15 protein-coding genes are annotated in these 20146 nt (G+C 42.9%); 7 read left to right on the top strand and 8 right to left on the bottom strand.

What is annotated here, in order from left to right; all coding sequences use genetic code 11:
• The 3 genes from gltC (at position 1) to C6Y01_RS00475 (ending at position 4557) form a co-directional block, all read left to right on the top strand.
• The gene (gene gltC / locus C6Y01_RS00485) at positions 1 to 903 is read left to right on the top strand and encodes a glutamate biosynthesis transcriptional regulator GltC (protein ID WP_034660886.1); all 903 of its coding nucleotides are present in this window, start codon (positions 1 to 3) and stop codon (positions 901 to 903) included.
• Positions 904 to 997: 94 nt separating this feature from the next.
• Complete coding sequence (locus C6Y01_RS00480) at positions 998 to 2731, top strand: ABC transporter ATP-binding protein (RefSeq protein WP_034660887.1); 1734 nt, start codon at positions 998 to 1000, stop codon at positions 2729 to 2731.
• Positions 2728 to 4557: an ABC transporter ATP-binding protein gene (locus C6Y01_RS00475; protein ID WP_034660888.1), complete on the top strand. Its 1830-nt coding sequence runs from the start codon at positions 2728 to 2730 to the stop codon at positions 4555 to 4557. The genes C6Y01_RS00480 and C6Y01_RS00475 overlap by 4 nt, the downstream gene beginning before the upstream one ends.
• 49 nt (positions 4558 to 4606) lie before the next feature.
• On the opposite strand, the gene C6Y01_RS00470 is transcribed toward C6Y01_RS00475, so the two are convergent.
• Entirely contained in the window at positions 4607 to 5428 is an 822-nt protein-coding gene (locus C6Y01_RS00470) for a MerR family transcriptional regulator (protein WP_095285268.1), read from the bottom strand.
• A 90-nt stretch (positions 5429 to 5518) separates the two neighbouring features.
• On the opposite strand from C6Y01_RS00470, the gene C6Y01_RS00465 reads away from it, so the two are divergent.
• Positions 5519 to 6088: a GNAT family N-acetyltransferase gene (locus C6Y01_RS00465; protein ID WP_106037688.1), complete on the top strand. Its 570-nt coding sequence runs from the start codon at positions 5519 to 5521 to the stop codon at positions 6086 to 6088.
• 63 nt (positions 6089 to 6151) lie between these two features.
• Here C6Y01_RS00465 and C6Y01_RS00460 read toward each other — a convergent pair whose 3' ends face one another.
• Genes C6Y01_RS00460 through proC form a run of 3 tightly spaced genes read right to left on the bottom strand, consistent with a single transcriptional unit; the run spans position 6152 to position 9382 of the window.
• Complete coding sequence (locus C6Y01_RS00460; protein WP_095285270.1) at positions 6152 to 7420, bottom strand: glutamate-5-semialdehyde dehydrogenase; 1269 nt, start codon at positions 7418 to 7420, stop codon at positions 6152 to 6154.
• Between the two features lie 18 nt (positions 7421 to 7438).
• The gene (gene proB, locus C6Y01_RS00455) at positions 7439 to 8557 is read right to left on the bottom strand and encodes a glutamate 5-kinase (protein WP_095285271.1); all 1119 of its coding nucleotides are present in this window, start codon (positions 8555 to 8557) and stop codon (positions 7439 to 7441) included.
• A 27-nt stretch (positions 8558 to 8584) separates the two neighbouring features.
• Complete coding sequence (proC, locus tag C6Y01_RS00450; RefSeq protein WP_370876239.1) at positions 8585 to 9382, bottom strand: pyrroline-5-carboxylate reductase; 798 nt, start codon at positions 9380 to 9382, stop codon at positions 8585 to 8587.
• Positions 9383 to 9852: 470 nt separating this feature from the next.
• Between proC and C6Y01_RS00445 the strand changes: the two genes are divergently transcribed.
• The gene (locus C6Y01_RS00445) at positions 9853 to 11049 is read left to right on the top strand and encodes a cytochrome P450 (RefSeq protein ID WP_034660894.1); all 1197 of its coding nucleotides are present in this window, start codon (positions 9853 to 9855) and stop codon (positions 11047 to 11049) included.
• A gap of 128 nt (positions 11050 to 11177) precedes the next feature.
• Entirely contained in the window at positions 11178 to 13220 is a 2043-nt protein-coding gene (locus tag C6Y01_RS00440) for a molybdopterin oxidoreductase family protein (protein WP_106037910.1), read from the top strand.
• Positions 13221 to 13464: 244 nt separating this feature from the next.
• Here C6Y01_RS00440 and C6Y01_RS00435 read toward each other — a convergent pair whose 3' ends face one another.
• From C6Y01_RS00435 to xylA, 3 genes are all read right to left on the bottom strand, one after another.
• Positions 13465 to 14148 carry a glycoside hydrolase family 11 protein gene (locus C6Y01_RS00435; protein WP_034660895.1) on the bottom strand — a complete coding sequence of 228 codons (684 nt, stop codon included), beginning with the start codon at positions 14146 to 14148 and terminating at the stop codon, positions 13465 to 13467.
• Between the two features lie 88 nt (positions 14149 to 14236).
• Positions 14237 to 15736: a xylulokinase gene (xylB, locus tag C6Y01_RS00430; RefSeq protein WP_034660896.1), complete on the bottom strand. Its 1500-nt coding sequence runs from the start codon at positions 15734 to 15736 to the stop codon at positions 14237 to 14239.
• A gap of 35 nt (positions 15737 to 15771) precedes the next feature.
• Entirely contained in the window at positions 15772 to 17109 is a 1338-nt protein-coding gene (gene xylA, locus C6Y01_RS00425; RefSeq protein ID WP_034660897.1) for a xylose isomerase, read from the bottom strand.
• A 213-nt stretch (positions 17110 to 17322) separates the two neighbouring features.
• Between xylA and xylR the strand changes: the two genes are divergently transcribed.
• A complete protein-coding gene (xylR, locus tag C6Y01_RS00420) occupies positions 17323 to 18483 on the top strand; it encodes a transcriptional repressor XylR (RefSeq protein ID WP_034660898.1) in 1161 nt (386 codons plus the stop codon).
• Positions 18484 to 18527: 44 nt separating this feature from the next.
• Here xylR and C6Y01_RS00415 read toward each other — a convergent pair whose 3' ends face one another.
• Positions 18528 to 20135, bottom strand: a complete 1608-nt coding sequence (locus C6Y01_RS00415; RefSeq protein WP_106037686.1) for a glycoside hydrolase family 43 protein — start codon at positions 20133 to 20135, stop codon at positions 18528 to 18530.
• Positions 20136 to 20146: the final 11 nt, after the last annotated feature.

Genomic DNA, 20146 nt, shown 5'->3' with positions numbered 1-20146 from the left:
ATGGAGCTTCGTCAGTTGCGTTATTTTGTAGAAGTCGCAGACCGTGAGCACGTGTCAGAAGCGGCTGAAAACTTACATGTCGCCCAATCTGCTATCAGCCGGCAGATTGCGAATTTAGAAGAAGAACTTGGAGTGGCCTTATTCGAACGAGAAGGCCGAAATATCAAATTAACGAAAATCGGCAGACAATTTTTAGATCATGTCAGAACGGCACTAAAAGCCATTGATTATGCGAAAGAGCAAATTGATGAATACTTAGATCCGCACAAAGGAACGGTGAATATCGGCTTTCCTACAAGTCTAGCAAGCCAAGTGCTTCCTTCAGTCATTTCCGCCTTTAAGCAGGAATATCCAGAGGTCGATTTTTTACTTCGTCAAGGATCATATAAATTTCTCATTGAAGCTGTAAAAAATCGGGATATTGATCTCGCCTTTTTAGGACCCGTACCGACAAACGATCCTCAAATAGAAGGAAATATTTTGTTTTCAGAAAGCATTTATGCCCTTTTGCCGGTTAGCCACCCCTTTAGCGGACAAAAGAGTATTCATTTAAGTGATTTAAGAAAGGATCATTTCGTGTTATTTCCTGAAGGGTATGTGCTGAGACAAATTGCAGTTGATGCTTGCAAGCAGGCAGGCTATAAGCCAACCATTTCATCTGAAGGAGAGGATTTAGACGCCATTAAAGGTCTTGTATCAGCGGGTATGGGCGTTACCTTATTACCCGAAAGCGCCTTTTATGAAACCACACCGCGATTTACAGCGAAAATTCCGATCGATTTTCCGCAAGTGAGAAGAACTGTTGGAATTATTGCGTCTAAGTCACGAGAAATGTCTCCTTCTGCCCATGATTTTTATGTGTTTGTGAAGGATTTCTTTTCTAAAATTGAACAATATAAATAATTTATTAAAACAGGACATTTCATTTGTGGAAATAATCCCTCTTTGTATATGATGGGTTACAGAACAACACACTATATGGAAGAAAGGTATTCGTATGAAATCAATTTTATCGTTTTTAAAGCCGTATCGGCTGTCCGTTGTGTCCATTGTTATCCTCACCTTTTTAAGCAGCATGCTCCAGCTGTATTTACCGACGCTTACGGCAGATATCGTCGATGTCGGAATCGTCCAAGGAGATATTGCTTACATATGGAAGGTTGGCGGCTGGATGGTGGCCTGTTCTTTACTTGCCATCTTGCTCACGATCTGGAAGTCTTACTTGTCATCAAAGACTGCACTTGGCTTCGGGCGTGATATGAGAAGACAGCTGTTTGTGCATGTCGAACAATTTTCACTAGAAGAATTTCAAAGGATCGGGACGTCTTCCTTTATTACAAGATCAACAAATGATGTGAAACAAGTCCAAGATGTCACGATCATGATTTTACAAATGATGACGAGAGCACCGCTCATGCTTGTGGGCGGAATTATTTTGGCTGTATCCCGAGATGCTGTCCTGTCTCTCATTTTTTTAGCAGCTCTTCCCCTTCTTGGCGGATTTATCTATTTGGTATCGAGAAAAGCCATTCCATTATTCGGCCAGCTTCAGAAGAAAACAGACCGGCTGAATTTAATTATGCGAGAATCTCTTTCAGGCATCCGGGTCATTCGTGCTTTTAACCGTGTAGATGATGAAAAGGAGCGTTTTCAAGAAGCCAACACATCCTACAAGGATACTGGCCTTAGAGTCAACCGATTAATGGCTTACTTGTTTCCATTTATGCTGATCATCATGAACTTCACGAATATCGGCATTGTCTGGCTAGGTGCAAACCGAATTGATGCCGGAGAGATGGAAGTTGGGAATCTCATTGCTTTCATTCAATATGCGATGATGATTTTAATGGCACTTATTATGCTGTCGATGAGCTTTATTATGGTTCCAAGAGCACAAGCATCAGCTAAACGCATGAACGAAGTGTTAAACATGGAACCGAAGATTAAAGACAATGAAGGAACTGTTATTGACCTGCGCGCGCCAGCCCAATCCATTCGTTTTGAAGATGTGTCATTTTATTACTCAAATGCTGAGAAACCGGCAGTTCAAGACATTACGTTTGAAGCCAAAACTGGCGAAACGACAGCTATTATCGGAAGTACAGGTTCTGGGAAAACCACTCTTCTCCAGCTGATGACACGCTTTTATGAAGCAACAGATGGCCGGATTACACTAGATGGTGTAGACATTAGAGAGCTGCCTCAGGAGAAACTAAGAAGCCAGATGGGCTATGTCTCTCAAAAAGCGGTTTTATTTAGCGGCACCATTGCCGATAATGTGCGTTTTGGCAGGCAGGATGCAAGCGATGAGGACGTCTGGCAAGCGCTGCGAACGGCGCAGGCAGAAGAATTTGTTTTGCAAAAAGATGGCGGAATCAATGCGGAAATTGACCAGGGTGGATCGAATCTATCTGGCGGTCAAAAGCAGCGTCTTTCTATTGCAAGAGCGCTAGTGAGAAAGCCGTCATTCTATCTGTTTGACGATAGTTTCTCAGCACTTGATTACAAAACAGATGCGAAGCTTCGGGCATCATTAGAAGCTGAAAAAGCGCATGCAGCCCTCATCATTGTGGCGCAAAGAATCAGCACAGTGAAGCATAGTGATAAAATCATCGTACTAGATGATGGGAAAATCGCAGGTATCGGAACACATGAACAATTACTGAAGGACAATCTTGTCTATCAAGAGATTGTTGCATCCCAGGAAGGTCAGGAGGTGGAGCGAGGATGAGTAAGAAAATGTCTTCCGGCATGGGCCATAAAGGCGGCCACCCTAGAGGACCTGTCACAAAACCGAAGGAATTTAAGAAAACACTGCTTCGTTTGATTGGTTATTTAAAACCGAGGAAAATTCAATTGATCATTGTCTTCATTGCAGCGGTCGGTTCAACCGTCTTTAACGTCATTAGTCCAAAGCTGCTAGGGGATGCCACCTCTTCCCTGTTTGACAGCTTTACTCAAGGAACAGCTGTTCAATTTGATGTCATTTCACGTATTTTATTACTGCTTGTCGCGCTATATGTCATTGCCTCTCTCTTTTCATTCGTTCAGCAATATGTGATGGCGGGTGTCTCCCAACAGACCATTGCTGAATTACGGCAAGAAGCAAATGACAAGCTCACACGTCTCCCCCTTCGGTATTTTGATAAAACAACCCATGGGGACACGCTGAGCCGTGTGATGAATGATATCGATAATATTAATACATCGCTTCAGCAGGCACTCACCCAAGTGATTACATCTGTCATTACGGTCATTGGGATTGTCGTCATGATGCTATTGATTAGTCCGCTATTGACCTTGCTTGTTTGTTTAACGCTGCCGCTCAGCCTGTTTGCGATTCGCGGCATTACGTCATTTTCTCAAAAGCATTTTAAAGCGCAGCAAAAAGAGCTCGGGATGATCAACGGACATATTAATGAAATGTTCTCAGGGCATCAAACGGTTCGTGCGTATGGCTACGAAAAGAAAGCGATTGATACGTTTGATCAATTAAACGAACAGCTGTATGAATCATCAAGGAAAGCGCAGTTCATTTCTGGTTTAATGATGCCATTGATGACGTTTATCGGGAACCTTGGCTATGTGGCAGTCAGTGTAGCCGGCGGTATTCTTGTCATTAATGGGAATATTCGTGTCGGAGATGTGCAGGCGTTTATCCAATACACGCAGCAAATGTCTCAACCGCTCGTGCAGGCATCAAGCGTCGCCAACTTGGTTCAATCAGCGATTGCTTCTGCTGAAAGGGTATTTGAAATCCTCGATGAGGAAGAAGAAAGTGCCGAGGAAGATGCAGCAATTGATCTTGAATCACTTTCAGGCGATGTGAGCTTTGAACAAGTTCAATTTGGGTATGAAAAAGACCATCCGATTATTAAAGATTTGACTTTAGATGTAAAAGAAGGACAAACGGTTGCTATTGTCGGGCCAACAGGCGCTGGAAAAACAACCATCATCAATCTTTTAATGCGTTTCTATGAATTAGATCAAGGCTCTATCCGCATCGGCGGCGTCAAAACAACTGACCTCAGCCGTCAGCAAGTACGCGACTTATTTGCGATGGTTCTTCAGGATACGTGGCTTTTTGAAGGAACGATTCACGACAATATTGCCTATGGCAGGCAGAACGTCTCAAAAGAGGATGTCATCAAAGCCGCCAAACATGCTTATGCTGATGACTTCATCCGCACACTACCAGACGGATATGACACACTCTTAACAGAAGATGCCGGCAATCTGTCCCAAGGTCAGCGCCAGCTGTTAACCATCGCCCGTGCGATTTTATCTGATCCAAAGATCTTGATATTAGATGAAGCGACGAGCAGTGTGGATACACGGACAGAGATGCACATTCAAAAAGCGATGAATGAATTGATGAAAGGCAGAACGAGCTTCGTCATTGCACACAGGCTGTCGACGATCAAGGATGCAGACCTTATTCTAGTCATGAAAGATGGCACCATCATTGAAAAAGGAACGCACAGTGAACTCTTGAAACAAAAAGGCTTTTATGCAGACTTATATATGAGCCAATTTTCGGAGAATCAAGTGGGTTAAATATAAAGAGAGGATAGACACGCGCCCATGCGGTCTATCCTCTTTTTTGTTAATCAGCTCGCTTTTTCACTTTTACACTGAGTTTCGTTATATACTCTGCTTCATCTTTAGACATGAGTGAATGAAGCAAATACTCCTCAAATACATCTCCATCCAGCATCATTTCCTCTTTCTCGATTTCATCTAACAAGCGCGAATAAGCAGACTCAATCTCCTCATATGATCCTTGATCATACATCACAGCATAGAGGCCCGCAGGTTTTTTAACTGCTCCTGGCGCTTCCATTCGGCAAAACAGCTGATCTGACTGATGATAGTGACGCTGAAGAAACTGCTCCTTTTTTAAGACAGCACCATTTGCCGCAGCACCTTTTATACCAATTCCCTTTAGAAATTTTCCAACAATACGTGATATTTCTTCTACGGATGTATTCATGTCAATTGGGTTCGATGCACTTAATACAACAGGTTCTTCTGGCATCTCTTGAAACAGAACCTCTCCTATTTTTATAGATGATAGTTCTTGCGTCGTCTCCATCACCCGCATAAGAAAAGACTGGATATCTTGAAGTTTTTCAATCTCTTGTTTGACCTTTTCTATTTGTTCGGCTGCTAGGCTTTGAAGCCTTTCGCGGGAAGGCTCTGTAAAATATTGTTTTAACTCTTTTATCGGAAATTGAACAGCTCGAAGGGATTGAATCGCTATAAAATGATCAAATTGCTCGAGTGTATAGTAACGGTACCCATTTTCATGGACACCAGCTGGCTTAAATAAATCAATTTTATCGTAATAAAACAGGGTATCTTTTTTTACATCAAATAGCTTGGCAAATTCTCCAGTGAAAAACGTTTTTTGCACATCATTGATCATGATTAAGGCTCCTCTCTTGACTATGGAGTTACTCCACCCTTTATCATGATAACATGCAGAACCACCACTACGCTGGGAAAGGATAAAAACATGAACAACATAACTCAACATGAAGTGACATTAGAAATTGCAAATAAAGAGGATTTCCCTTTTATGAAAAAAGAGCTGCAGAAAGCTTTTACAGCTGGCGTGATCGATGCATTTGGCGATGCGCATGATGGACCGATTCCTCCAGATGAAGTGATTGATGAATCTTTTCAATCAAATGAACACATTGTTTATCATATTAAGCTAAATGGTGAAAAGGCAGGCGGAGTTGTCATTAAAATCAACAAAGAGACCCATCACAACTCAGTTGACCTATTATACATCTCTTCATCCTCACACGGAAAAGGCATTGGTCAGGCAGCATGGAAAGCCATCGAGGCGCAATATCCAGAAACGATGGTATGGGAGGTTGTGACCCCGTATTTTGAAAAACGCAACATTCATTTTTATGTCAATAAGTGCGGCTTTCAAATTGTTGAATTTTATCACATGAAACATCCAGATCCGAACGAACCTCATGCAGATGATCAAGAAAATGAGCTTTCAGCACCTGAGGAATTTGAATTCTTTAAATTTGAGAAAGTTATGAAGAAAACTTGCTCTAGCAAATAAATATATGCATCATACACTAAAAAACACTACCCCATAAAAAAGGTAGTGTTTTTTGAATCTCTTCTAGCCTCTAATCTGGCCATCGCCAGATAGAAGCAGCTTCGTTGTCGTGAGTGCAGGAAGTCCCATTGGACCTCTTGCATGCAGTTTTTGAGTGGAGATGCCAATTTCAGCCCCGTATCCAAGTGCGCCGCCGTCTGTAAAGCGGGTAGATGCGTTATGATAAACCGCCGCCGCATCGACTGCGTTTAAAAACGTGAGTGCCTGCTTTTCATCTTCTGTCACGATGGCTTCTGAATGTTTTGTACCGTACTGATCAATATGGTGTATGGCTTCCTCGATTGAATCGACTACCTTTACTGCAAGATCAAGACTTAAATACTCATCTGCCCAGTCCACTTCCTCAGCAGGAATGGCGTTTGAAAAATGAGACAGTGCTGCCTCGTCACCATGTACAGTGACATGGTGCTCCAGCAGAGCTTCATTCAATGATGCAGCATTCTCTTTCAGCCAATCACGATGGATGATCAGCGTCTCAAGTGCATTACATACAGCCGGACGATTCGTTTTTGCATTGATGACAATCTCAATGGCTTTTTTTACATTGGCTGTTTGATCAATAAAGACATGGCAGTTTCCTGTCCCTGTTTCAAGGACTGGAATGGTGGATTGTTCAACCACTGTTTTGATTAAAGAAGCTCCCCCTCGCGGAATTAAGACATCGATCCAATCTTTCAGATGGAACATCGCTTGAACCGATGAACGGTCTGTTTGTTCAATCAATTGCACCGCATCACGCGGGATCTTTGTTTGATCCAATGCTTCATGAATGACACGGACAATGGCTTTGTTGGAAGAAATAGCGGAGGAACCGCCTTTTAAAATCACTGCGTTACCTGCCTTGAGGGCAAGCCCTGCTGCATCGACAGTGACGTTCGGTCTCGCTTCATAGATCATCCCGATCACGCCGAGCGGTACTCTTCGGCTTTTCACGTGCAAGCCGTTTTCAAGAGTCCATTCATCCAATATTTCTCCAACAGGATCTGTTAATCTCGTCACAAGCCGCAAACTTTCAGCAAACTCATGAATTCTTTCTTCATTTAACATTAAACGATCCAAGAGTGCCTCTGAGAAGCCCTTTTCCTTCCCGGCATCTACATCCTTTTGGTTCTCCTGTAAAATGAAGGTGCTTTTTTGTTCTAACGCTTCTGCTAGTTTAAGCAGCGCCTCGTTTTTATCCTCTGTATGAAGTAAACCTAGTTTTTTTGAAACGTGCTTTGCTTTTTTTGCTTTTTCTTTGACCGATGTGACAACTTCAGCTGTCAGTGTCATGAAATTCCTCCCTTTTGGTTAGCAAACTGGTATCGATAAATCTAAATGACAAACAAACGCTTCAAGATCGACGACATGAACCACTTCATCCTGTAACGAGTCACTGCTCAGTGCAAGTTCATCAGATGGATAATTCACAATACCAAGCCCTATTTCTCTTCCATCTTGATCTAAAATACGGACGACATCGCCTTTTTTAAACGAACCCTTTACATTGACAATGCCATCGGAATCAAGGCATTTCTCGCGGTGCATGAGGTGCTCCTGTGATTTTTTTTGAACAACGATCTCGCCTTTTGGTCCAGAATGAAAGGCAATCCACTGCTTCTTGTAATTCAGCGGAGCTAAATTTTCATCAGCCGTAAAATAAGTGCCGTCCTCTGTCCCATTGATCGCTTTATCTAAAATGTGAGGCGTATCCGCTTTTCCTAAAAAGCCATTGATGCCAGCGGCCATGGAAATTTTAAACGCATCGAGCTTTGATTTCATTCCGCCTGTACCCACACTGCTGCCTGCATCTCCAGCCGCTGCTTCGATGTCTTCTGTGATGTCTGTGACTTCAAGAATTCTCTTCGCATTTGGGTTTGTATGCGGGTTATCTTCATACAAGCCATCAATATCAGATAAAATGGCAAGGAAATCCGCATCAATCAATCCAGCTACTTTTGCAGACAATGTATCGTTATCTCCGAACTTCAGCCGATTGATCGTCACTGTGTCATTTTCATTAATAATTGGGATGATGCCTCGGTCTAATAACACATTCATCGTGTTGCGCACATTTTGATAGCGTGTTTCATCGGAAAAATCACTTCTTGTGATTAAAAGCTGTGAGGCAATATAACCGTGTGATAAAAATAAAGTAGAATATGATTCCATTAAAAGGCCTTGCCCAATTGAGGCAGATGCCTGTTTTTCCGGCAGTGTTTTGGGTCTATCGATAAATCCTAGTTTTCGGTAACCAGCTGCAACCGCACCAGATGAAACCAAAATGACTTCGTGTCCTGCATCTTTGAGTTTCACAATTTGATTGACGAGGTTTTCTAGTTTTTTTAAACTAATCTCCCCTTGAAAGCTAGTAAGAGAGCTGCTTCCGATTTTCACAACAATTCGTTTTCTCTCTTTATCTGCGTACACCTTATCACTCCTGTACCTGAGCTCTATTTATATAGATACTTTTTGTTTTTGCTGATTGCTGATCTCTTTTGATCGATTAGCAGCATGTTTGACGGCCTGCTTGATCGCTTCTCCACCGCCAAAATCATCTAATGCATTCAATCCAGCAGCCGTTGTTCCATTTGGTGACGTAATTTTCTCTCTTAGAGTAGAAGGGTCTTCTTCTGTTTCTTGCAGCATTTTCGCTGCACCGAGAAGTGTCTGCGTACCGATTTGGCGAGACAATTCCTTAGATAAACCTGCTTCTTCTCCCGCTTCTTCGATTCTCTCCATTAAGAAATAAAAATAGGCTGGGCCGCTTCCGGCAATTCCAGTGAAAATATCCATTTGCTCTTCCTGAATGGTATAGACTTCGCCCATTTCAGATAAAAGAGCCTGACTCATGCTGATATGGTCGTCTTTCACATAACGTCCAGCACATAAAGCGGTCGCTGAAGCCCCGATCGTACTTGACGTATTGGGCATCACCCTCATAACAGGCTGCCCTTCATGCAGCATATCTTCAATATATGATTGCTTAACGCCTGCAAGGACAGACATGATCAGCTGGTCTCTCTGAATATGAGGTTTTAACGATTCAAGTGCTGTTTCAGCATCCTTTGGCTTCATGGCCAGGATCAACATATCCATTTCTTCAAAAGGAAAAGAATCCATTGTGGCTGTTTGTATTCCGTATCGTTTCGTTAGTTCATTCAATCGATGTTGATTTTGTCTGTTTGTTGCGTAAATTTGGCCTAGCGGCATCTGTCCTGATCGCACAATCCCTGCAATCATTCCTTCCGCCATAGAACCTGCTCCAATGAAAGCAACTTTCTTTTGATCAATGATATGGATCCTCTCCCTTGTTCGCTTTTTGTTCGTGTTTTTCACACGTTAGTTATCGTAACATGATGAGAAATCGTGTCAAGAAAGAGCTAGTGCTTTTCAAAAGTCCCGATTGTATAGCGAACCGCTTGCTATATGTATGCTGACTGCGCTTTTACGAAACAACAAATTAGACCAAAAGAACTATTCGTATTTGCATCATAGTACCCTTTCTTTCGACTGAATTCCCCATTTTATTTTTGATTCGGTGACTTCAATTCTATTTTTTAGAAAGCGCTATCATTTTTAATGACTTTCTATTTTCCTATACGATGAATGTGCTTGAATCTTCCGATTAGACTATTGACATATTTTAGAAAACATGTCCGTTGAAATGACATTTTACTGGTGATACGGTGAAAGAGAAACCAAGTGAAAAAGGAGCGTTCATAATGAAAGTGAAAGAAAACTATGTCAATGTCATTCCAATGAAAGAAATCCGTTCTACCGATGACCTTCTTTTCCCATTCCCTATTTACAATGAGCTACGTGCGCAGAGTGATATGAGATATGATGAAACAAGAAAGTGCTGGGATCTCTTTCGATATGCGGATATCCAGTCTGTTCTCAAGCAGCCGAAAGTGTTCTCATCACAGCGAGGAAGAAGCACCTCGAAAACGAGTATTTTAACAATGGACCCTCCAAAACATACAAAGATGAGAGCACTCGTGAATAAAGCATTCACGCCAAAAGCGATCAAGCAATTAGAAGGTAAGATTAAAGACCTGACACATGACCTGCTGCAACAAGTCAAGGATCAACGTACGTTTGATATCGTGCAAGATCTAGCAGCTCCCCTGCCTGTGATGATTATTGCTGAGCTTCTCGGTGCAGAGGTAAAAGATAGAGAACTGATTAAGAAACATTCTGATGCCCTAGTGGCAGGTGCTAAGGATGAATCAAAAGAAGCCATTCAGGCAGTTGTCGATATGCAGAAACGCGCAGAGGAAGAGCTGTCCTCTTATTTTGCTCACTTAATCCAAAAACGAAAAGACTCCCCTGCTGATGACCTGATCTCACTTCTCATTCAAGCGGAAATCGATGGTGAGCGTTTAACCGAGAATGAACTGCTTGGCTTTTGTATTCTATTACTTGTTGCTGGTAATGAGACAACGACCAATTTAATTACAAATGCAGTACGACTGCTTACAGAGCAGCCGCATATCGCCGAAGCAGTACGGCAGGACCTCTCTCTTATTCCTCAATTGACCGAGGAAACGTTACGCTATTACCCGCCTGTTCAAGCCATTGGGCGAATCGCGGCCGAGGATGTGGAGATTGCAGGCTCAAAAATTGAAAAAGGTGACTATCTCATTAGCTGGGTCGCTTCTGCAAATCGCGATGAACAGAAATTTGACGATCCAGATACGTTCCGACTTGACCGGAAATCAAATCCGCATATGAGCTTTGGCTTTGGCATTCATTTTTGTCTCGGTGCACCGCTAGCCCGCCTTGAGAGCAACATTGCCCTTGAGGTTTTACTCCAGACGTTTCAAGACATCACCTGTGCGGCAGATCAGCTAAAACCCATTCAAAGCACATTTGTTTTTGGGGTAAAAGAATTTCCTGTACAGGTCACCCGTTTTTAAAAGTCCCTTTTGAGGGGCTTTTTCATTTTCTTCAATTCATCATCTCTTTCTTACCTTCCATCTCCGAACATGCTAAAATAAAGTCCATACAAAGTGATAACGGAATGCAGAAAGGGAGCCAAAAATTCATGACCGATTATACAGCAATGAAAGACGGAATATTCAAATCAGTTTGTTCGTTAGATTGCCCGGATCAGTGCGGTCTTTTGATACATAAAGAAAATGGAAAGATCGTAAAAGTGCAGGGAGATCCAGACCACCCAGTTACCCAAGGCAACATATGCAACAAGGTGCGGAATGTCACAGCCCGTTTATATGATGAAAAACGGCTGACCACTCCTTTGAAACGTGTTGGACGCAAAGGCGATGGTCAATTTGCACCGATTACGTGGGAAGAAGCCATTGAAACCATTCGTCAAAAATGGACAAAGCTGGTTGAAGAAAAAGGTCCAGAAAGTATTCTGCCTTACAGCTTTTATGGGAACATGGGCAATCTGAATGCAGAAGGCATGGACCGCCGCTTTTTCTATCGTCTTGGTTCAAGTCAGTTAGACCGGACCATCTGTCAGTCAGCAGGAACGACTGGCTATAAATATACAATGGGTGCAAGCATCGGGACAGACCCAGAAGACACCATTCATACGAAACTATTTATCTTTTGGGGCATCAATGCTGTGTCGACCAATATGCACCAAATCACCCTCGCACAAAAAGCGCGAAAGCAAGGAGCAAAGATTGTCGTGATTGATGTTCACAAGAACCAAACCGGACGGATGGCAGATTGGTTTATTCCGCTTCGACCTGGTACTGACAGCGCACTTGCCCTTGGCATCATGCATGTCCTTTTTAAAGAAGGACTGACAGATGAAGCCTTTTTAGAGGAATATACAACCGGTCATAAAGAGCTGCGCGAGCATGTGAAGCAGTATGATCCAGACACCGTTGAGGGTATCACTGGGGTTTCTAAAGAGGACATCCTTACACTTGCGAGAATGTACGCAGAGACATCGCCATCTCTCATTCGCATTGGCAATGGTTTGCAGCACCATGATAATGGCGGGATGAGTATTCGAACCATTTCCTGCCTCCCTGCTCTGACTGGTCAATGGCTCTACAAGGGCGGCGGTGCGATGAAATCAAACTCTTCTTTTCTCAGTTATAATGAAACCGCTCTTCAGCGGCCGGATCTGTTAAAGGAACGCACGCCAAGATCATTTAATATGAATCAGCTAGGCAGTGTGCTGACGAATGCAGCGCCTTCCATTGATTCACTCTTTGTCTACTCGTGCAACCCAGCCGTTGTGACACCTGAAGCAAATAAAGTAAGAGAAGGTTTGCTGAGAGAGGACTTATTTACAGTGGTTCATGACCTATTTCTGACAGAGACAGCTGCGTATGCAGACATTGTCCTGCCGGCAACATCCGCTTTTGAAAATGAGGATTTCTATACATCATACTGGCACCATTATATTCAAATTCAAGAGCCGGTGATTGAACGCTATGGAGAAAGTAAATCCAATACGGAAGTGTTCCGCCTGTTAGCCCATGCGATGGGCTTTGAAGATGAAGCCTTCCGCGAGACAGATGCGGAGCTCATGGAACAAGCCCTTCACCATCCGGAAAATCCGCATTATGAGGACATTTCGTACGAAGCATTAAAAGAAAAGAAATGGATCAAAGCAAAACGAGGACCTTTCCAAGACTTAAAGCTCTCTACTCCAAGCGGGAAAATTGAGCTTTATTCTGAACAAATGAAAAAAGACGGCTATCCAGCACTACCAACCTATATGCCCCTTTATCAGGAAAGTGAATATCCGCTTACCTTTATACCAGGTCCGAATCATAATTTTCTTAACTCAACCTTCTCACTTCATGAAAAGCATCAAAAGCTTGAGAAATTTCCTAAGCTTCATATGAATGAACAAGATGCAAAGGCAAGACAGATTGAAGATGGTGACATGGTGCGTGTGCTGAATGATCGAGGAGAATGTGAGCTGGTCGTATCAGTCGGTCAAAATGTATTATCTGGTGTTGTGGTCAGTCAAGGATTATGGGCAAATCAAAAAGGCAAAAAACATTTAGTCAATGGATTAACACCAGATCGCTTGGCAGATATGGGCGGCGGCGCGACGTTCTTTTCTGGCAGAGTGGAAGTTGAAAAATTATCATAGACAGAAGAAAAGCCAGCAAAAACTGCTGGCTTTAGATTGTTGACAAAGTGCTAAAATGATTTTTATTTTAGCACTTTGTCTTCTTTTCAGCGTGATAGAAAACCTTTGAAGTCTAGGAAGGGCGAGCACTGGCGCGGAGCGAATTTAACATTCGTGAGCACCAGCGCGCAGACCTGACAACGAATGCGAGGGTTTGTCTACACGCTGAAGCCAGCAAAAACTGCTGGCTTTTTTTCATTTGGTTTTATCGAATAATCAGCTGGTTGGTCATCACATTTGCACTTCCATTGCTTCGGTAGCCTTCTACAGTTAATGCTGTTTCATACATTTTCCCCATTGGCATACCTAGGCTTTCCCATTTTCTGAAATGCTCACTGACGGATACAGTTCCGCTCGTACGTTTTGTTTGACGTACACTCCAATATTGCTTAAAGGTAGCGTCCCCAATAATAGAAGGCTGGTTGACACGTAGCGTTTCATAAATGTCATATGTGCCTCCATCGGCATAAAATGATCCTTTATACGTTCCTGTTGGGCGATAGGTGCCCCATGACTCAACAATGTAGTATTCAGCTAATGGAGATTGTGTCCAGCCATAGACACATAAGTAGGAATTCCCGCCCGGGTTAAAGGCTGCGTTGTAATTGATGGAGATGTTGCCAAGTTGATGATGAGTTTTAGTGGAATCAAACTTCTTCCCTTTTCGAAACAAAGCATTTCCAATATTGTTCCATTGTGCGCTAAATGCTCCGCCATTATTGAGTGTCATTGAGGTATTTCCGTAATCCTTCCATAATTCAAAATCGTATCCGCTGTGTGTGCCTATTCTATTATCATAAATCGTTTCCGCATGAGCTGGTACAGCAGTCAGTGTCAGCACAAATCCAATACACATCACAAACAACAGCCTCAATCTTTTCAAATTCATTTTTCATCCCTCTCCTTTTTTCATCATATTATTCTGCCTTCTCTAAGATGAAACGAGCCCATCACCTCCTTTCATGTAACCTTTCTTGCTAGACAGAACGGTATTGTTCTAACCCGGCATGGATGTCTCTTGTTTGTGTATAGATCTTTTGATACAGATGAAATAGATCAGCATATATACTTGCATGCTGCTGCTCTGGCTCATAGACAGCAGCTTGATGAATAAACTGATCTGCACATGCCTCAAGCGACGGATACCATCCGCAGCCAACGGCGGCCAGCATAGCTGCACCTAAAGCAGGCCCTTGTTCATTGTCTAACTGGATGACCTCAGCCTGAAAAATGTCTGCTTGCATTTGAAGCCATGTCCGGCTTCTCGCGCCGCCCCCAATGGAGACAATAGAATCTATGTGTTTCCCTGCTTGCCGGAATAAGGCGATGGATTCATTTAACGAGAAGGTAATCCCTTCTAGCACAGCCCTTACGATATGTGTCCTTTCATGTCTGCTGTCTAATCCAATCAAGCTTCCACGAACGGTAGAATCCGCATGAGGTGTTCTCTCCCCGACTAAATATGGCGTAAAGAGCAATCCATTCGCTCCTGGCGCGACATCAACCGCACCCTCTAAAAGCGATTGGAACGATTCCTCTGGAGCCAGTAAGTGTTTTACCCAGTTAAGGCTATATCCTGCTGAAAGGGTGACACCCATTGTGTAAAAAGCGTCTTTTTTTGCATGATGAAACAAATGCAAGTTTCCTTGAAGCGCTCTTTCATGATCCTCTTCGTAAGAGAGAATGACGCCAGATGTGCCAATGCTGCATAACGTGCGGCCAGAGGATAAAATGCCAGCTCCAATTGCTCCGCAAGCATTGTCTGCCCCGCCAGCAAAGACTTTTGCACCCTCTTCGATCCCCGCCTCACGTGCAATGTGCGGCAATAGTGTACCGACCTCTTCCTCTGATGAGACAAGCGGCGGACAAATATGAGGAGGAATATCAAATGCCTGACAAATCTCTTCACTCCACTTTTGCTCTCCAATATCTAACAGCAATGTGCCAGCCGCATCAGAATAATCGATATGAACAGACCCTGTTAAACGAAATCTGACATAATCTTTCGGGAGTAAAAACATGTCGATTTGTTGATCAATTTCTGGTTCATGTTCCTTTACCCATAATAATTTTGGCAGTGTAAATCCTTCTAGCGCCTGATTTTTCGTGATCTTTTGCAGCCGTTCCCCCAGCTTTTTTGTGATGCGTGTACATTGCGCTGTCGTTCGTGTATCATTCCATAAAATCGCAGGGCGGAGTACCTTGCGGGATTCATTTAAAAGAACCAGACCATGCATCTGTCCAGAAAAGCTGATGCCTTCTACTTTCTTTGAATGAACAGGCTGTCTTGCCATCAGTTCTTTCATCGCAGCCACTGTTTGCTCAACCCAATCCTCTGGGTTCTGCTCACAATATCCAGGTCTATCTTGAATGAGGCGGTAAGACTTAGAGGCCTCGCAGCACACCTTTCCATTCTCATCTACTAATATTGCTTTGACTCCGCTCGTTCCAAGATCAATTCCCATCACATACTTCATGTCTTCACTCCTTCAAAACAGGTCCGCTCCTTCAATCAATCTTCTAACAAATATTGATTTAACCGGGCTTTCAACTGTTCCTCTCTTCCCGATTCGTTTCTGATCAAAGGGTGTTTGAGCGCATACTCTTCTAATGTATGAAAGTTTGCCTTTCCTTCTGAAATGTCACGGCCAATCCCTTCAGAAAAACTGCGATACCTGTGCTTTATCACATCTTCAAACACACGATCTTCTATGAGTCTATGAGCGACCCGCAGTCCTTTTGCGAATGCATCCATACCCGCAATATGGGCATACAAAATATCTTCAAGCTCAAAAGAAGCTCTTCTAACTTTTGCATCAAAATTGAGACCACCAGTTCCTAGTCCGCCATTTTGCAGAATTTCATACATGGCAAGAGTTGTGGCATATAAATCTGTTGGAAATTCATCAGTGTCCCAGCCGAGCAGCGTATTCCCTTGGTTCGCATCCACAGAACCGAGCAATCCATGTATTCTTGCTACTCGTAATTCATGCTCAAACGTATGACCGGCAAGCGTCGCGTGATTGGCCTCGATATTCAATTTAAAATGTGAATCTAATCCGTATTGCTTTAAAAAGGCGATAGATGTCGCTGCATCTGCATCGTATTGATGAGTGGTTGGCTCCTTTGGCTTAGGCTCAATTAAAAATTGGCCAGTGTACCCAATTTCCTTTGCATAATCAACAGCCATATGCAAGAACGACGCCATGTGGTCAAGCTCTCTTTTCATATCTGTATTCAGCAGAGTATCGTATCCTTCTCGTCCTCCCCAGAAAACGTAGTTTTCAGCGCCGAGTTCTTTAGCTGTTTCGATGCCTTTTTTCACCTGTGCGGCCGCATAGGCAAAGACATCTGCATGACAAGATGTCGCTGCGCCGTGTACAAATCTAGGATGTTTGAACATATTGGCCGTGTTCCAGAGCAGCTTTACTCCGCTATCCCGCATGTATTCTTTCATTCTATCTAAAATGATGTCTAATTGTTGATTGGTCTCTTGAAGCGTATCTCCCTCCGGTGCAATGTCACGGTCATGGAAGGAAAAATACGGAACATCCAATAGATCAAAAAGTTGAAAGGCCACTTCCAATCTAGCTTTCGCTAAATCCATTCCGCTATAGGAGTCCCAGGCTCTCTGCATCGTGCCAGTTCCAAACATGTCTGTTCCATCTGCAGTCAATGTATGCCAATAAGCGACTGAGAAGCGCAGGTGATCTTTCATTGTTTTTCCGCCAATCATTTCGTTTGGATCATAGTGTTTAAAAGCGAGTGGATTTTTTGATTGTTTTCCTTCATATTGTATTTTTCCGATTCCTTCTAAGTTGTGTAACGTTTTCATATTTGAGTTGACCATTTTTTATTCCTCCTATGAATATACTTAGTAAGTTGATTCAACAAACTAATGTTCAATTGATGATCAATTCACTTTGAATTTTCCATATTTTTTAGTTTTTTAGAAATATTTTCGTTATAATAAAGTTAAAATCATCCTTCTTACAGAATACAGGCGAACAAAAACAGCTTTTTTTCAACTTAATCTAAAGACGAAACAAATGGAGTGAATAACGTGGATATTGCTGATCAGAACTTTGTGAAAAAAATAAATCAAAAGCTATTATTAAAAGAAATTCTCCAGCATGCGCCAATTTCCAGAGCAAAATTATCTGAACGCACTGGATTAAATAAATCGACTGTTTCCTCTCAAGTAAGTACATTAATGAAAGAGCATCTCGTCTATGAGATCGGTCAAGGTGAGTCTAGCGGCGGGAGAAGACCGGTTTTACTGATGTTTAATAAACGTGCTGGCTGCTCCATCGGGATTGATGTCGGCGTTGATTATGTCAACGGCATTTTAACCGACCTCGAAGGGTCCATTCTTCATGAAGAGCAGATCAAGCTCCCATCAAGCTCTCCTGATGTGACCATACGCATTTTAATTGAATTAATACAGCAGTTGATGGCACAAATCCCCTCTTCCCCATACGGGCTCATAGGTATTGGCCTATGTATACCTGGGTTAGTGGATACCGATGAACAAATCGTGTTTACGCCTCATTCCAAATGGAAAAATGTTGACCTGAAAACAACGCTCCAAGACGCTTTCCAAGTACCCGTCTTCATTGAAAATGAAGCAAACGCGGGTGCATATGGTGAAAAAATCTTTGGCGCTGCTAAACACTATGATCATTTGATCTATGCCAGCATCGGCACTGGCATTGGAATCGGGATCATTATCAATCATCATTTATACAGAGGCGCATACGGCTTTTCTGGTGAAATGGGACATATGACCATCGACTTTAATGGACCAACATGCAGCTGCGGAAACCGTGGATGCTGGGAGCTGTATGCATCTGAGAAAGCCTTGTTTCAGTCCCTTCAAACAAATGATCAGCCCATCTCCCATCAAGACTTGGAACAGCTGGCGACGTTAAATGATATGAAAACGCTCAATGCCCTGCGCAACTTTGGTTTTTACCTTGGCGTCGGTCTCACAAACGTCCTGCATACCTTTAACCCGCAAGCGATTATTTTACGAAACAAGGTGATTGAAGCACAGCCAACGGTTTTACGTGTGATTCAAGAGGAGGTATCCTCAAGGATGGATACGCAATTCAGTTCACATGTAGAGCTGCTTCCTTCGTCATTAGGACACAACGCACCGGTATTAGGGATGACATCTTTAGTCATTGAAGCTTTCCTGCAAGATGCCACCCTCTCACCATGACAGGTTCATAGATAAAAAAGACAGCTCTTAGCGTGTTGTCTTTTTTATTTATCTGTTTCCTCATAACGGAAATAGTTGAAATCAGCAGGAAGACGCTCGCCGCTTGTATCCTGGCACTCCATGCCGACAAATGCCCCTGTAAAAAATCCCCCTCCTCGAATGAAGTCATCGGATAAATGGCTTGATTCAAATGACACATCAATTTCCTTCCATTCTCTTTGATCAAAAGAATAAGAATAGGTATATGTCTCTTTCTGAACGGTCACTTTTAAATACACATACGTGACCTCCTCTGGAATGACGATTTTTTGTGTCAACGGCTGAGAAAAGGAAAGGTTTTGACAGACAGATAGTTCAAGAATGCGGCCAAGTTCCTCGTCATATGTCACCTGAAGCGCTGTCCAATTTTCCGTATTATAATAATTCACAAGACCAGCAGCTTGCTGAAAATTCTCTGGAAAGAACGAAACAGCTGTCTCTGCTTCAAAATAAAAGCTTTGCCAGCGCCTTGCAACGAAAGCTTGAGTAAACTTAGATGTTAGTGATTCCTGTCCGTATAACCTTAAATGCTGAGGTTCTTCCGTTAATGAACCGATCTGATCAGTAAAAGGGATTCTTAATGTTTGGAAGTGTCTATTTAACGTTGATTCTTTAAATTCATCGACTGTATGGTGTGTAGGAGCAAAAACCTTTTCGTTTATCGCTGGCGCTTCAACCTCCAGCGCCCCCTCTTTTCCGCCCACAACATACGGCCAGCCATCCTTCCATTCGAGCTTTTGAATCGCTGTTTCTCTTCCTAAAGGACACCACCCTCTCTGTTGAAAAATAGATTCCTTGCTTGATTGAATGGGGCGGCCAGTGAGATGAGCCAAATACCATTCATTTGTATGCGTTTGAACGATGGAAGCATGCCCGCATTTTTGAAGCGGATGTTCAGGTGCGTGAAAAGCACTTAAAATGGGGTTATCAGGATGAACCTCATAAGGCCCTTCAATCTGCGAGGAACGGGCAATTGTTGCCGCATGCTCGTACCGGGTACCTCCTTCTGCTGTTAATAAATAATAGTAATCACCAATGTGATAAAGATGCGGCGCTTCTGTCAATTTTATCGGCGTGCCTTTAAAAATGACCTTCCGCTGACCAATGAGTTTCTTTTCCGACACGCTATATTCTTGCAGGGCAATACCCGCAAAGGAATGGTGTTTTTCCCTATGATCCCACAGCATATTTAAGACGTATTTCTTGCCGCTTTGGTCATGAAATAAAGAAGGATCAAAGCCAGAGCTATTGAGACGGACCGGCTCACTCCAATCACCATCCACTTCACTTGCCGTGACCAAATAATTATGACCATCTTTAAATGGACCATCCACTACTTTGATATCTGAATAAATGAGCCAAAACTGACCATCTGCATAGCTTAGGCACGGTGCCCATACTCCGCCAGAATCAGGATTCCCCTTCATGTCCAGCTGCGACGTTTTTTGCAAAGGACGCGCAGCAAGCCGCCAATGGACTAAATCCCTCGAATGATAAATTTGCACCCCTGGAAACCATTCAAATGTAGAGACCGCCATGTAATAATCTTCTCCTACACGGCAAATACTTGGGTCCGGGTTAAACCCTTTGAGCACTGGATTGGTAATTTTCATTCAACTTCCTC

Source organism: Bacillus sp. NMCC46 (assembly GCF_002998465.1).
Lineage (GTDB): Bacteria > Bacillota > Bacilli > Bacillales > Bacillaceae > Bacillus.
The sequence above is the reverse complement of the archived record's forward strand: the minus strand, read 5'-3'. Positions and strand labels throughout refer to the sequence as shown.